Origin of the sequence: Variovorax sp. V15, from assembly GCF_041154425.1 — a bacterium.
Classification (GTDB): Bacteria; Pseudomonadota; Gammaproteobacteria; order Burkholderiales; family Burkholderiaceae_C; genus Variovorax; species Variovorax guangxiensis.
This window is the reverse complement of sequence record NZ_AP028659.1, coordinates 26035-39053: the sequence shown is the minus strand read 5'-3', so window position 1 is coordinate 39053 and position 13019 is coordinate 26035. Positions and strand designations below refer to the sequence as shown.

The following is a 13019-nucleotide window of genomic DNA, read 5'->3' as shown; positions in this document are numbered from 1 at the left end:
ACAATTCGGCCCGAACCGCCCGCCGGGCGGCCCTCCGGATTCCAGCCGCACGATGCACGATTCGCCCCCCTCCGACGCCCACGGCCAGCTGCTGTGGACCCCCTCGGCCGAACAGGTCCGCGCCAGCGGCCTGCATGCCTACCAGCAATGGCTGGCCGAACGCCACGGCGTGCCGGCGGGCGGCTACGAGGAGCTCTGGCAGTGGTCCGTCGACTCGCTGGAACTCTTCTGGCAGTCGATCCGCGAGTACTTCGGCGTGGTAAGCGAGGGCGATGCGCAACCGGTGCTCGCGCAGCGTGAGATGCCCGGTGCTCAGTGGTTTCCCGGCATGCGGCTGAACTACGCCGAGAACGTGTTCCGCAGAGTGGGCAATGACCCGGCAAGCCCGGCGATCATCGCGCGCCGGGAAGACGCGCCGCTGCGCGCCATGTCATGGGCCGAGCTGGAGCGCGACACCGCCGCGCTGGCCGGCCGGATGCGCGCATGGGGCATCGGCCCCGGCGACCGGGTTGCGGGCTACCTGCCCAACTGGCCGGAGACCGTCGTCGCCTTCCTGGCCTGCGCCAGCATCGGCGCCATCTGGTCGAGCTGCGCGCCGGACATGGGCCCGGGCGTGGTCCTCGACCGGCTGCGCCAGATCGAGCCCTGCCTGCTGCTGGCGACCGACGGCTACCGCTACAACGGCAAGCACCACGACCGCAGCGCCCAGGTGAAGGAGCTGCTGGCCGAGCTGCCCAGCGTGAAGCGCGTGGTCCACGTGCCGGGCCCGGACGACGAGGCATCGGCACCCGACTGGCGCGACCGCGTCGACTGGGCCGACGCGCTGCGCGAGGACGCGCCGCCGCGCTACGAGCGCCTGCCTTTCGACCACCCGCTGTGGATCGTCTATTCGTCGGGCACCACCGGCCTGCCCAAGGCGATGGTGCACGGCCACGGCGGCATCGTGCTCACGCACCTGAAGACCATGGCGCTGCAGCACGACCTGCGCGCAGGCGACCGGCTGCTGTTCCTCGGCAGCACCGGCTGGATCGTGTGGAACCTGCAGGTGGGCGCGCTTTTGACCGGCGCGAGCATCGTGCTGTTCGACGGCAACCCCGCCTGGCCCGACGCCGGCGCGCTATGGCGCTTCATCGGCGAACAGGGCGTCACGCTGTTCGGCTGCGGCGCGGCCTACCTCGCCAACTGCATGAAGGACGGCCTGCGCCCGCGCGACATCGCGAACCTGGAGCGGCTGCGCGCCATCAACGCGACCGGCTCGCCGCTGCCGGTGGAGGCCTATCTGTGGGTCTACGAGGCCGTCAAGCCCGACCTCTGGCTGGCCTCGATCAGCGGCGGCACCGACATCGCCTCGGGCTTCGTGGCGTGCGCGCCCAGCCTGCCGGTGCACGCCGGCGAGATCCAGTGCCCCGAGCTCGGCGTGGCGGCGTACGCATTCGACGACGCAGGCCGGCCGGTGGTCGGCGAGGTGGGCGAGCTCGTCATCACCAAGCCCATGCCCTCGATGCCGCTGTACTTCTGGAACGATCCGGAGAACCGGCGCTACCGCGAAAGCTACTTCGAGACCTTTCCCGGCGTCTGGCGCCACGGCGACTGGATCCGCTTCACTGCGCGACGCAGCGCGGTGATCTACGGGCGCTCCGACAGCACCATCAATCGCTTCGGCATCCGCATGGGCACCGCCGAGATCTACCGCGTGGTCGAGCAGCTGCCCGAGGTGCGCGACAGCGTCGTGGTCGACCTCGAATACCTGGGCCGGCCTTCGTTCATGCCGCTGTTCGTGGTGCTGCAGCCGGGCATGGCGCTCGACGCGGCCCTCATCGAGCGCATCCGCGCCGCCATCCGCACCAAGGCGTCGGCGCGCCACGTGCCCGACGACGTCGTGCAGGTGGACGAGATCCCGCGCACGCTGAGCGGCAAGAAGATGGAAGTGCCCCTGCGCAAGCTGCTGCTGGGCACGCCGGCCGACAAGGTGGCGAGCCCCGACAGCATGCAGAACCCGCGCAGCCTTGCGTTCTTCATCGACTACGCCCGCCGGCGCGCGGCGGCCTGATTCCGCGGCAGCCTCCCGGGCCGCCTTCCGTTTTCCCCAGCCCTTTCGCAAACACACAAACTCAAGGAGACACAGCACATGCAACGACGCCACTTCCTCAACGCCATGGCAGGCGCCGCCGCCACCGGCGCACTGACGCCCTTCGCCGCCATCGCGCAGGCGCTGGAGCAGGTGAAGGTCATCTACGGCTTTCCTCCCGGCAGCGCCGGCGACAGCGTGGCGCGCCGCGTGGCCGAGAAGCTCGGCGGCACGCCCTACAGCAAGAACCCCGGCTACGTCGAGAACAAGCCCGGCGCGGGCGGGCGCATCGCACTGGAGACACTGAAGGCCGCGCCGGCCGATGGCTCGGTGCTGGCGCTGGCACCCGTCTCGGCGCTCTCGGTGTATCCGTACATCTATCCGAAGCTCTCGTACAAGCCCGAGGACGTGACGGCCGTTTCCATCGGCGCGGTGATGTTCCACGGCCTGGCCGTGGGTCCTTCGGTCCCGGCCGAGGTCAAGACGCTGAAGGACTTCCTGGCCTGGGCCAAGGCCAACCCCGAGAAGGCCAGCTACGGATCGCCGGGCGCCGGCTCCATGCCGCACCTGCTGGGCGCGCTGCTGGGCATGCGCGCGGGCGTCGATCTCAAGCACGTGCCCTATCGCGGCACCGTGCCCAGCATCACCGACCTGGTGGGCGGCCAGATCGCGGCGGCCATGAACCCCAGCGGCGACTACCTGCAGTACGTGAAGGCCGGCCGCATCCGCGTGCTGGCCACCTCCGGCAAGAAGCGCTCGCCTTTCCTGCCCGACGTGCCGACCTTCGCGGAGCTGGGCTACCCCGACGTGACCTCCGAGGAGTGGTTCGGCTTCTACGCGCCCGCCAGGACGCCCGCCTCCACCATCGCCACCGCCAACGCGGCCATCACCCGGGCGCTGAAGGACAAGGCCGTGATCGACGCGCTGGCCCTGGTCGGCCTGGTCGCGAACGGCGGCACGCCGCAGGACATGGCCGCCGACCAGAAGGCCGAGTACGAGCGCTGGGGGCCGCTGGTGAAGCAGATCGGGTTCACTTCGGAGTCCTGAGCGCGGAGTCCTGAGCAGCCTCCCGCGAGGCGATGTCGGCGCCCGCGAGGAATCGCTTCGCCTCGCCTCGCATGCCCTGCGAGATGGCCTCCCAGGTGCGCGCGGGAAAGTCCGGCGGCAGCAGAGCCTCGACCTCGCCCAGCGCGGCGTCCACAGATGCCACCAGGTCGAGCATCGCGTTCCACACGCCGATGCCGCCGCTCTTCATCGCCAGGCCATGCCAGTGGCGAGCCTGGATGGTCTGGAACACGTAGTGCACGTTCCTCGAGCGGATCGCCATCGCCAGGCCCGCCCTGCGCGGCTGGAACTGATTGGCGCCATCGCCGAAATACGGCCACATCGAGATGACGTCGTACAGCGGCGTCATCTCGTAGGCGTCGCCGCGCTGGAGGTGGATCGAGAAGTTCTTGGCATGCCCGTCGGTGGCCGCGAGCAGGAAGAAAGCCAGCTGCGCGAGCAGGAAGCGCACGCCGTCTTCCGCGCTCCTGCTGCCTTGCAGCAGCTGCAGGCACTTCGACATGCCGGGCCCGCCGTGCTGCTCGTACTTCCTTTCTGACGGCAGGCCCAGGGCCTGGCAGAAATCTTCCTGCGGCAGGCGTGCGATCCAGGTCCCGCCGTCCATCCACTCGCGGTCGAAGCGCTCCACGATCAGCACCGTCTGCCCGCCGAAGGTGGCCATGGAAGTCGGAGCCACCGGCAGGCCGAGGGCCAGCACGATCTGCGCGCACAGCCATTCGTTCTGCACCGAGTCGGAGGCGTCGACGCGCCTGGAGCCGCCGATCAGCCCGAGCGGCAGCTTCACGATGTGCGTGGTGGGCGTGGCGCCATGCGGCCGGCACCATGCGCCATTCCAGCGGGTCAGCGCCGTCTTTTCCTGCGCGCCGGCCAGCGAGATGCGAAACAGGTCTTCGTCGTGCATGCCTTGCGGCACGTCTTCGGACGGAACGGCCTGCAGCAGGTCGGCGATCTGCGCCTCGTCCAGCGGCTCGCAGTCGATGGCGTTCCAGCCTTGCGGCACGGCGCCTTCGGGCACGAGTTGAACGGCGCCGACACAGTCGCGGCCGATGGCTTCGAGCAGGCCGAAGGCCGTGGCGTCCTTGAGCCGGAAGCGGTTGCGCAGCCGCGCGCGAATCCTGTCGTTGTCGGGCAGCAGGTTGTCGAAGTAGTTGCGGACCACCTCGCCGCGAACCTCGAGCGCGCTGTTGAGCGGGATCGACAGCGACAGCGACCGCCGCCGCGGCGACTCAGACCACACCGGGTCATAGCGGAAGGAATGGGCGCCGCGCTCGACGATCCAGGTGCCTACGCGCTCTCCGTTCATCCAGGCGTCGAGGGCCTGCGTCACCACGACTCCCTCTTGGGCCGGACGACGAAGTTCCGGCGCGAGGTGGGCTTGACGTCCTTGCCGGGGTTCAGTGCCTGGAGTGCGCGAAGCGATTCGCCCGGCGCACCCGGCGATTCGGCTTCCAGGCGCACCAGCACCGACTGGTCGCTCATCGGCGTGGCGGTCCATGGGCCGGGCGGAAGCTTCACCGCGTCGTACAGCGCGGGTTCTTCCGCCGCCACCGGCGCAGGGCCCGGCACTGCCTCCTCGCGTAGGCAGAAGGAGGCGCCCAGCGCCGACAGGAGCTTCATCAGCTGCTCGAAGCTGACCGCGCCGGGGTTCGCCTCGATCTCCGCGATGCGGGCCTGGCTGACGCCGACGAGGGCACCGACCTGCGCCTGCGTCAGGCCGCGCTGCTTGCGCAGGGCCTTGAGGTGCGGCCGCAGCTGATCGACGAAGCGCAGGGGATAGTCCATTGCGTCTACAGAATATCGGCCCTGACTTGTTTTGTCAAAATATCTGCTTTGCCTTATTTTTATTGAATACAGGGTCAGGCTTGTAATTTCACGCCGTCAGTCGACCTTGGCCCCCGACGCCTTCACCACCGCGCCCATCGCATCCCAGTCCGCGCGCAGCAGTTTCTGGAACTCCTCCGCGCTCTGGCTGCGCGGCTCCACGCCCAGGCGCTTGAAGCGTTCCTGGATCGCGGGGTCGGCCAACACCTTGTTGGCCGCGGCGTTCAGGCGCTCGACCTCGGCCTTGGGCGTGCCGGCGGGCGCGAGCAGGCCGATCCACGAGTCGAAGGCGTAGCCCGGCAGCCCGCTCTCGGCCACGGTCGGCAGCTTGGGCAGGAAGGGGCTGCGCGACTGGCCGGTGGAGGCCAGCAGCTTCATGCGGGCGTCGTCCTGGAAGCCGATCACGCCGATGCTCGAGGAGATCACCGCCTGCACGCGGCCGGCGAGCACCTCGTTGACGGCCTCGCCGGTCGACTTGGTGGGGATGTGCGTCATCTGCAGGCCGGCCTTCGCGAGGAAGGAGGCCATCGCCAGGTGCGTGGCGCTGCCGTTGCCGGCGGAGGCGTAGTTGTACTTGCCGGGGTTGGCCTTGACCTCCTTGATGAAGTCGGCCGTGCTCGACACGCCCATGCCGCTGGCCACCGCCAGCACGTAGCCCGCGTTGCCGACATTGGCGACGCCGACGAAGTCCTTCAGCGGGTCGTAGCTGAGCTTGCTGTAGAGGAAGCCCGCGATGTTGTGGCTCGCGGCCGCGAGGATCAGCGTGTTGCCGTCGGCCGGCGCGCGCGCCACGATGGCCGCGCCCACGGTGCCGCCCGCGCCCGCGCGGTTCTCGACGATGGCGCTAGCGTTCAGCGCGGCGCCCAGCTCGTTGTTGAAGGCGCGCGCCACCGTGTCCTGCACCGCGCCGGTGCCGAAGGGCACGACGATGTGGATCACGCGCTGCTGCGCATGCGCCGGAACGCCGATCGCCAAAGCAGCGGCGCCGGCCGCGAAAAAGGCTGCGAGAGAACGTCGGGTGAACGGGGTCGTGCTCATCTGGGTGGCCGCTTTCATCATCAACAGGAAAAGGGAATGCCGATCAGCCGCGCGCCGGCAGCCAGCGCTGCACCAGCTTCACGAAGTAGCTCGCGCCGATCGGGATGATCTCGTCGTTGAAGTCGAACGAGGTGTTGTGGATGATGCAAGGCCCGGGCCCGTGGCCGTCGAGCCGGTGGTCGCCGTCGCCGTTGCCCAGGAAGGCGTAGCAGCCGGGCCGCGCGAGCAGCATGTGGGCGAAGTCCTCGGCGCCCATCACGGCGGGAAAGTTGTCGGTGACCATGTCGTCGCCCACCACCTCGCGCATCACGCCGGCCGCGAAGCGCGCCTCGGCCGGGTGGTTCACGGTCGGCGGCGACGAGCGCTTGAAGAACACCTCGGCGGTGCAGCCGTGCGCCGCCGCCACGCCAGCCGCCACTTCACGCAGGCGGGCCTCGAGCTTGTCGATGGCGTCGATGGAGAAGGTGCGGATGGTGCCACCGACGGTGGCGACGTCGGGAATCACGTTCGGTGCATCGGAGCCCTGCAGTTGCGTGACCGCGAGCAGCGCGCGCTCGGTGCTCGGGATGGTGCGCGCCACGATGGTCTGCAGCTGCTGCGCGAGCGTGACCACCGCCGCCACCGGGTCGATGCCGGTGTGCGGCATCGAGGCGTGCGTGCCGCGTCCGCGCACGGTGATCATGTAGGTGTTGCTCGACGCCATCAGCGCGCCTTCGTTGAGCGCGAAGCGGCCCACGTCGCCCACCGGGAAGTTGTGCAGCCCGAAGACGGCGTCGCACGGGAAGCGCTCGAACAGGCCCTCGTCGATCATCTTCTTCGCGCCGGCCTTGCCCATCTCCTCGGCGGGCTGGAAGATGAAATTCACCGTGCCGTCGAAGTCGTCGGGCCCTTGTTGCGACAGGTGCCAGGCGGCGGCCAGCAGCATGGTGGTGTGGCCGTCGTGGCCGCAGGCGTGCATGCGGCCGGGGTTGGTCGACTTGTGGGCGAACTCGTTGGCCTCGTGCAGCGGCAGCGCGTCCATGTCGGCGCGCAGGCCGATGGTGCGGCTGCCCGTGCCCTTGCGCAGCACACCGACGAGCCCCGTGCCCGCGATGCCGCGGTGCACCTCGATGCCCCACTCGGCGAGCAGCTTCGCGACCTTGTCAGAGGTGCGGTGCTCCTCGAAGCCGAGCTCGGGGTGCGCGTGGATGTCGCGCCGGATCTCGACGAAGCGGGCGGCGTTGGTGACGAAGGAATCGGCGATGTTCATGGCGGGGCTGAGGCTGGCTGCAAAACCAGTCGGATCGTTCGATGAAGGATGAAGCGAACGATTCTGGCGCAGCCGCCCGCCCGGCGCACGCCGGGTTACTTACTACCCGGCGGGCTAGGCGAGCCGCCCTTCCTGCCGCAGCTTCGCGCCGATGCGCCGGATCTCGGCCTCGCCCTGCTCGAGCGCGGCCTTGCTGGTGTGCACCGAGTAGTAGCCCATCACCAGTTCGTGCGGATGCTTCACTGCCGAGCCCAGCACGAAGGACGTGTCGCCGTGCGCCACGAAGTCGATGGCCGCGCCCGATTCCTCGAACACCGCGAGCTCGCCGGCGGCGATGGGGCCGCCGGTGTCGTCGCCCGCTTCGAGCCTGCCCGCGCTGAGCGCGACCCAGCCCACGGTGTGGCCGGCCGGCGGCACATAGCTCCAGCGCTCACCGTCCTTCAGCTTCACGGCCAGGTAATTCATCGGCGAGGGCGCCGCGACGGGGCTCTGCGCCGCGCCGTATCGGCCGAGCAGCACGCGCGCCGGGCCTTCCTGCGGCACCTGCGAGGGCGCGAGGTACATGCTCTGCGCGGGCGCGTTTTCTTCAGAAGGCGGCAGTGCCACCCACAGCTGGAAGCCGCTCACGCGCTCCACGCCGGGCGCGGGCGCGCCGGTGTGCCACACGCCGTTGCCGGCGCGCATCCACTCGACGCCGCCGCCACGCAGCGTGCCCTGCTCGCCGGTGGTGTCCTCATACTGCGTGTCGCCTTCCATCAGCCAGGTCAGCGTGGCGATGCCCGAGTGCGGATGCAGGCCGAAGCCCTTGTGGCCGCCCGTGACGTCGAAGCCGAAGAGGTCCAGGAACACGAAGGGCTTGAGGAACTCGCCCAGGTCGCCTGGGCTCATCAGCCGCGTGATGCCGCCGTGGCGCGAACCGCGCGTACGGTAGACGATGGCGCGGGCCCGCGTTGCGACTGCGGCGGTCATACGGCCTCCCTTGCGGTCTTCAGTGCCTTCGTCCACCAGGCGATGTCGTCGAGCAGCGCCGTGGCCGCCTGCGCGAGGTGCGGGAAGTCGCCGAAGCTCTTGCCCTGCTGCCAGATGCCGAGGAACTCGACCATGCCGATGTGCACCGCGTGGCGCACCGGCGCCATCTGCATCTCGACGGCCACCAGCCGCAGCTGCTCGACCGCGCGCGCAGCACCCACGCCGCCGTAGCCCACGAAGCCGATCGGCTTGCGGATGAATTCCTTGTAGGCCCAGTCGATGGCGTTCTTCAGCACCGCGCTGGGGCCGTGGTTGTACTCGGGCGTGACGACGATCAGGCCGTCGAAGCTGGCCAGCTTCGCCTGCCAGCGTTGGGCGGCCTCGTTCTTCACCGGGCCCCAGGCCGGCGCGCCGGCTTCGTCGAAAAGGGGCAGCGGGTGGTCGCGCAGGTCGACCAGCTCGAAGGCGAGGTCGGTGCGCTGCTTTGCGATCTCGTGGATCCACTGCGCGGGCTTCTCGCCGAAGCGGCCTTCGCGGGTGGAGCCGAGGATGATGCCGATGCGGGGTTGTTGTGCGGTCATGAAGTACTCCGTGGGGTCTGGAAGAAAAAAGAAGAAGAAGAAGAAGAATGAAGGGAAGCTCAGGCGGCCGTGGCCGGTTGCGGCACGGGCCACAGCCGCCAGGCGACGAAGCCCGACAGCGCAGCCAGCACCACGGCCGGCGCCGGGTTGCCGCCGATCAGCGCGAGGTGCGTGGCCACGGCGCAGACCATGGTCGCGAACAGCAGCAGGCCGCCGAGGAAGCCGGTCGCGGGCACCAGCAGCAGCACGGCGCCGCCGACCTCGACGAGGCCGGTCACGTAGCGGAACCACTGGCCGAAGCCGATGGCGTCGAACACCTGGACCATCTGCGGCGCGCCGGCCAGCTTGGCGGCTCCGGCGGCGCCGAAAGCCAGGGCCAGCAGGATGCGCACGCCCCAGAAGATGCGGCGTTGCGTGGGGGAAGCGAGCGATGTGGAAGTCATGGGCAGAAGGTTAGGCACGCACCTATTGATCGACTAGGCGGTAGAGTCGGATTGCACTCGTCCACGAATTGAAGGAATCAGCCGCCATGTTCGACCTCAACGACGTCGCCGTCTTCGTCCAGGTGGTGCGCCACGGCAGCTTTGCCGAGGCCGCCCGGCGGCTGGGCCTGCCGCCCAACACCGTGAGCCGGCGCATCCACCAGCTCGAATCGCAGCTCGGCACCCGACTGATGCAGCGCTCCACCCGCAAGCTCACGCTCACCAGCGCCGGGCAGGATTTCCACGACCGGTGCGCCGGCCTGATCGACGGGCTGGCCGCCGCCGGGCAGGCGCTGGCGGCCGGCGGCCAGGAGCCCAGCGGCCTCGTGCGGGTGGCCGCGCCGGCGGACTTCTTCGATTTCTTCCCCATGGAATGGGTGGCCGACTTCCTGGCCGAGCACCCGCTGGTCAAGCTCGACTTCGTGCTCAGCGACGCGTCCGCCGACCTGATCGCCGAGCGGATCGACGTGGCCTTCCGAGGCGGCGTGCTGCGCGACTCGGGCTATGTCGGCCGGCGGCTGGCCACCCGCAGCGCCGGCCTGCTCGCGAGCCCCGCCTACATCGCGCGGCGCGGCGAACCGAAGAGCCTGCAGGATCTGGCCGGACACGACTGCGTGACACCTTCGACGCCCACCGGCCACACCACCTGGCGCCTCACCGGCCCCGACGGCGTGGAGGAAGAAGTGCAGGTCACCGGCCGCTTCACCGGCAACACCGCCCAGGCGCTGCGCAGGGCCGCGCTGGCCGGGCTGGGCATCGCGCAGCTGCCACCCGCCATGGCCACCCGCGACGAGCAGGCCGGCCAGCTGGTGCGCGTGCTGCCGCAGTACGAGTACGCCGGCCGGGGGCTCAACGTGGTTTATCCGAGCCGCAAGCACCTGCCGCTGGCGGTGTCGGCCTTCATCGGGCTGGTGATGGGCAAGCTCGACCAGATGGATGTGCTCAAGTAGCCGCACCGCCGCCTGCGCCTTCGGGTTTCGGCCGAGAATGCGAGCCCATGAAAATCGCAAAAGACACCGTCGTCACCATCAAGTACAAAGTCTCCGACGCCCAGGGCAAGCTCATCGAGGCGAGCCCCGAGCCGATGGCCTACCTGCATGGCGGCTACCAGAACACGCTGCCCAAGATCGAGGAAGCGCTGGACGGCAAGGAAAAGGGCTACCAGACCGTTCTGAACCTGGCCCCCGCAGACGCCTTCGGCGAGCGCGACGAGTCGCTGGTGCGCAGCATCCCCAAGACCGACTTCCCGCCGGGCGTGAAAGTGGGCGGCCAGCTGCAGGGCCGCCTCGACGACGGCCGCGAGCACGTCTTCACCGTGATGAAAATCAAGGGCCCGATCGTGCTGCTCGACGGCAACCATCCCTGGGCCGGCAAGGCGCTGAAGTTCAGCTTGCAGGTGACTGATGTGCGCGCGGCGCAGCCGGTGGAGATCGAGCACCGGCATGTTCATGGGGCGCACGGGCACCATCACTGAACGGGCCGTGTTCCCCCACGGCTAGCCTTTCTTCCAGAACCTCGCCGCATCCTCGATCTTCGCGAGCGCCTTGCGGCAGGCCTTCGCCCCGGCCGCGTGCCGCGCGGTGAACCATCCCACCGCGAACCATGCGCGCGCGTCGCGCGCGGTGGCCTCGCGGTACAGGGCGAGCGCGACTGCCTCGTCGTTGAATTCGCCGAGCGCGTCCTGCGCGGGGCGCAGGGCCTTCAGGTAGCGGCCGGCGGCGCCGCCTTCTTCCTTCTCGTCGAACAGCGGCGCCACGAACTCTGCGAGGTAGCGCAGGCGCTTGAGGCGCTTGCGCGCGCGGTGCTGGCTTTCGGTGTCCAGCGATTCGAAGCGCTCGCCGTCGCGCAGCACCTGCCTGTGGAGCCGCCGCAGGTGCTTTCGCAGAAGGCGGCGGGCGTCGTTGGCGCCTACCGGTGCTGATGGCGGATCGCCTTCCGCGGCAGTCTCGGGCGCCGGTTCGGCCGGCTTCGCCGCGGTGAAGCCGATCAGCGAGACGAGCACGTTCTGGAAGGCCGGGGCGCGCACGATATCGCTGGGCGAGGGCGCATCGGCTGCAGCGGCATCGTCGGCGGCCAGCGGGTCGAAGTCGGGCGCGCCGGCTTCGCGCAGGCGCGGCTGGGCCAGCTTCACGACCTGCTCGCGGTCGCGCAGTGCACCGAGGGCGCGGAAGGCGTCGACGAGCGGAGGCTCCCATTCGGCGGCTTCGGCGAGGCCGGAGGCGGGGTCGAGCGGCGCGAGTTCGCGCAGGGCGGTGCGCAGGCGGCGGATGCCGATGCGCAGCTGGTGGATCTGCTCCTCGTCGGTGCTGCCCGCGGCGATCTCGCTCGCGTTCGGCAGCATCTGCGCGAGGCACGAGGCGACCACGGCCTGACGGATGGCCAGGCCGTCGGGGTGCTGGTCGGCGAAGCGCGGCGGCTCGGCCTTCACGGCTTCCACGGTTTCCCACGCCGCCAGCAGGCGCGCGCCGCGCTCGGCCTTCGAGACGGTGCTGAACCACAGCCCGTGCTGCTGCGACCAGCGCCGCGCGAGCGAGACCAGACCCTGCACGTCGCCGCGCTTGAGCTCCAGTTCGAGCTCGCACACCGGCGATTCGCGCTGCTCGGGCGTGCCGGCGTGGGCGACGACCTTGCCGACGTCCAGCGCCATCTCGACCACCGCGCCGCCGGGCCCGGTGACGCGCACCTCGCGCGTGAGCCGCACGATGTCGGTCGATTGCCGTTCGACCAATTGCGTGCCATCCGCCAGCAATTTCGCAAGCCGCTCGCCCACGGGCGTGCCCTGGTGGCGCTGGGGATCGATCTGCGGCGCCGGGCCCGTCGTGCCCAGATCGACGTTGTGCTCCAGCCGGTGCAGGGCGTTGTCACCGGTGGCCTTGACGGTCTGAACCCAGCGCCGCCCCTCCTTGCGCAGCCGCAGCACCATGCCGTCGGCGGCCAGCCGCTGGTCGGCGGTGTCGAAATAGCGGGCCTGCAGGCGGGTGCGCTCGACGGTGCCGCGCCTGAGGGCGGTTTCGACGGCCTTCAGGCGGCCGGCGGGGATGCAGAACTTGAACTCGATTTCCATGATGTGGCCATGATGCCCGGTCCGTTTCTCCCCTTGCAATCGCGGTCGCATCGACCGGATCACGGGCTTCGAAAAAAGATGTGGACGCCGTCCATTTGATTTGATATCGTTTGTGGACGGCGTACACAAGACGCCGGAAAACACCTCCACAAACCACTTCTCTTCTTCATCGACAGGACGACACCATGGCCACCAAGCAGATCTTCGTGAACCTCCCCGTCAAGAACCTCGACAAGACCAAGGCGTTCTTCGCCGCGCTGGGCTACACCTTCAACGAGCAGTTCACCGACGCCAATGCCGCATGCATGGTCGTCCAGAAGGACAGCATCCACGTGATGCTGCTGGTCGAGGAGTTCTTCAAGACCTTCACCACCAAGAGCATCACCGACACCGCCAAGAGCACCGAAGTGCTGCTGTGCCTCTCGTGCGAGAGCCGCGCGGAGGTCGACGAACTCGTGGCCAAGGCCAAGGCCGCCGGCGGCACCACGCCGACCGAGCCGAAGGACTACGGCTTCATGTACGGCCACGGCTTCCAGGACATCGACGGCCACCTGTGGGAGCTGGTCTACATGGACCCGAACGCCGAGATGCCGAAGCAGTAAAGGCGCCGGCAGGCCGCCGGAAGAGAAGGACGACCGATGCCCATCGTTCCATACGCGCTCTTCACCGTTGCACGCAAGGC

At 69.3% G+C, this 13019-nt stretch carries 13 protein-coding genes; 5 read left to right on the top strand and 8 right to left on the bottom strand.

What is annotated here, in order from left to right; genetic code table 11:
• The first annotated feature begins 52 nt into the window (after positions 1-52).
• Both ACAM57_RS00200 and ACAM57_RS00195 read left to right on the top strand, forming a co-directional pair.
• Positions 53-2050: an acetoacetate--CoA ligase gene (locus tag ACAM57_RS00200; protein ID WP_369660317.1), complete on the top strand. Its 1998-nt coding sequence runs from the start codon at positions 53-55 to the stop codon at positions 2048-2050.
• Between the two features lie 78 nt (positions 2051-2128).
• Positions 2129-3115 carry a Bug family tripartite tricarboxylate transporter substrate binding protein gene (locus tag ACAM57_RS00195; RefSeq protein ID WP_369660316.1) on the top strand — a complete coding sequence of 329 codons (987 nt, stop codon included), beginning with the start codon at positions 2129-2131 and terminating at the stop codon, positions 3113-3115.
• On the opposite strand, the gene ACAM57_RS00190 is transcribed toward ACAM57_RS00195, so the two are convergent.
• The 7 genes from ACAM57_RS00190 to ACAM57_RS00160 form a co-directional block, all read right to left on the bottom strand.
• The gene (locus ACAM57_RS00190) at positions 3099-4436 is read right to left on the bottom strand and encodes a HipA domain-containing protein (protein WP_369662503.1); all 1338 of its coding nucleotides are present in this window, start codon (positions 4434-4436) and stop codon (positions 3099-3101) included. The genes ACAM57_RS00195 and ACAM57_RS00190 overlap by 17 nt on opposite strands.
• Before the next feature lie 20 nt (positions 4437-4456).
• Complete coding sequence (locus ACAM57_RS00185; RefSeq protein WP_369660315.1) at positions 4457-4915, bottom strand: helix-turn-helix domain-containing protein; 459 nt, start codon at positions 4913-4915, stop codon at positions 4457-4459.
• 96 nt (positions 4916-5011) lie between these two features.
• Positions 5012-5992 (bottom strand): tripartite tricarboxylate transporter substrate-binding protein, encoded by a 981-nt coding sequence (locus ACAM57_RS00180; protein WP_126020981.1) that lies wholly within the window; start codon positions 5990-5992, stop codon positions 5012-5014.
• Positions 5993-6035: 43 nt separating this feature from the next.
• Complete coding sequence (locus ACAM57_RS00175) at positions 6036-7241, bottom strand: M20 aminoacylase family protein (protein WP_369660314.1); 1206 nt, start codon at positions 7239-7241, stop codon at positions 6036-6038.
• A gap of 114 nt (positions 7242-7355) precedes the next feature.
• The gene (locus ACAM57_RS00170) at positions 7356-8210 is read right to left on the bottom strand and encodes a pirin family protein (protein ID WP_369660313.1); all 855 of its coding nucleotides are present in this window, start codon (positions 8208-8210) and stop codon (positions 7356-7358) included.
• A complete protein-coding gene (locus ACAM57_RS00165; RefSeq protein ID WP_184639223.1) occupies positions 8207-8791 on the bottom strand; it encodes an NADPH-dependent FMN reductase in 585 nt (194 codons plus the stop codon). The genes ACAM57_RS00170 and ACAM57_RS00165 overlap by 4 nt, the downstream gene beginning before the upstream one ends.
• 59 nt (positions 8792-8850) lie before the next feature.
• Positions 8851-9234 (bottom strand): DoxX family protein, encoded by a 384-nt coding sequence (locus ACAM57_RS00160; protein WP_369660312.1) that lies wholly within the window; start codon positions 9232-9234, stop codon positions 8851-8853.
• Between the two features lie 86 nt (positions 9235-9320).
• Between ACAM57_RS00160 and ACAM57_RS00155 the strand changes: the two genes are divergently transcribed.
• Both ACAM57_RS00155 and ACAM57_RS00150 read left to right on the top strand, forming a co-directional pair.
• The gene (locus tag ACAM57_RS00155) at positions 9321-10223 is read left to right on the top strand and encodes a LysR family transcriptional regulator (protein WP_369660311.1); all 903 of its coding nucleotides are present in this window, start codon (positions 9321-9323) and stop codon (positions 10221-10223) included.
• Between the two features lie 47 nt (positions 10224-10270).
• Positions 10271-10747 carry a peptidylprolyl isomerase gene (locus tag ACAM57_RS00150; RefSeq protein WP_369660310.1) on the top strand — a complete coding sequence of 159 codons (477 nt, stop codon included), beginning with the start codon at positions 10271-10273 and terminating at the stop codon, positions 10745-10747.
• A 21-nt stretch (positions 10748-10768) separates the two neighbouring features.
• Here the strand turns inward: ACAM57_RS00150 and ACAM57_RS00145 are convergent, their stop codons facing one another.
• Entirely contained in the window at positions 10769-12337 is a 1569-nt protein-coding gene (locus ACAM57_RS00145) for a CHAD domain-containing protein (RefSeq protein WP_369660309.1), read from the bottom strand.
• Positions 12338-12522: 185 nt separating this feature from the next.
• On the opposite strand from ACAM57_RS00145, the gene ACAM57_RS00140 reads away from it, so the two are divergent.
• Positions 12523-12939: a VOC family protein gene (locus ACAM57_RS00140; protein WP_184639211.1), complete on the top strand. Its 417-nt coding sequence runs from the start codon at positions 12523-12525 to the stop codon at positions 12937-12939.
• The last annotated feature ends 80 nt before the right edge of the window (positions 12940-13019 follow it).

What these genes read in the sequence shown, in the direction of transcription:
- ACAM57_RS00200 (WP_369660317.1), top strand. Translation starts at nt 53, where the DNA reads ATGCACGATTCGCCCCCCTCCGACGCCCACGGCCAGCTGCTGTGGACC.
- ACAM57_RS00195 (WP_369660316.1), top strand. Translation starts at nt 2,129, where the DNA reads ATGCAACGACGCCACTTCCTCAACGCCATGGCAGGCGCCGCCGCCACC.
- ACAM57_RS00190 (WP_369662503.1), bottom strand. Translation starts at nt 4,436, where the DNA reads ATGAACGGAGAGCGCGTAGGCACCTGGATCGTCGAGCGCGGCGCCCAT.
- ACAM57_RS00185 (WP_369660315.1), bottom strand. Translation starts at nt 4,915, where the DNA reads ATGGACTATCCCCTGCGCTTCGTCGATCAGCTGCGGCCGCACCTCAAG.
- ACAM57_RS00180 (WP_126020981.1), bottom strand. Translation starts at nt 5,992, where the DNA reads ATGAGCACGACCCCGTTCACCCGACGTTCTCTCGCAGCCTTTTTCGCG.
- ACAM57_RS00175 (WP_369660314.1), bottom strand. Translation starts at nt 7,241, where the DNA reads ATGAACATCGCCGATTCCTTCGTCACCAACGCCGCCCGCTTCGTCGAG.
- ACAM57_RS00170 (WP_369660313.1), bottom strand. Translation starts at nt 8,210, where the DNA reads ATGACCGCCGCAGTCGCAACGCGGGCCCGCGCCATCGTCTACCGTACG.
- ACAM57_RS00165 (WP_184639223.1), bottom strand. Translation starts at nt 8,791, where the DNA reads ATGACCGCACAACAACCCCGCATCGGCATCATCCTCGGCTCCACCCGC.
- ACAM57_RS00160 (WP_369660312.1), bottom strand. Translation starts at nt 9,234, where the DNA reads ATGACTTCCACATCGCTCGCTTCCCCCACGCAACGCCGCATCTTCTGG.
- ACAM57_RS00155 (WP_369660311.1), top strand. Translation starts at nt 9,321, where the DNA reads ATGTTCGACCTCAACGACGTCGCCGTCTTCGTCCAGGTGGTGCGCCAC.
- ACAM57_RS00150 (WP_369660310.1), top strand. Translation starts at nt 10,271, where the DNA reads ATGAAAATCGCAAAAGACACCGTCGTCACCATCAAGTACAAAGTCTCC.
- ACAM57_RS00145 (WP_369660309.1), bottom strand. Translation starts at nt 12,337, where the DNA reads ATGGAAATCGAGTTCAAGTTCTGCATCCCCGCCGGCCGCCTGAAGGCC.
- ACAM57_RS00140 (WP_184639211.1), top strand. Translation starts at nt 12,523, where the DNA reads ATGGCCACCAAGCAGATCTTCGTGAACCTCCCCGTCAAGAACCTCGAC.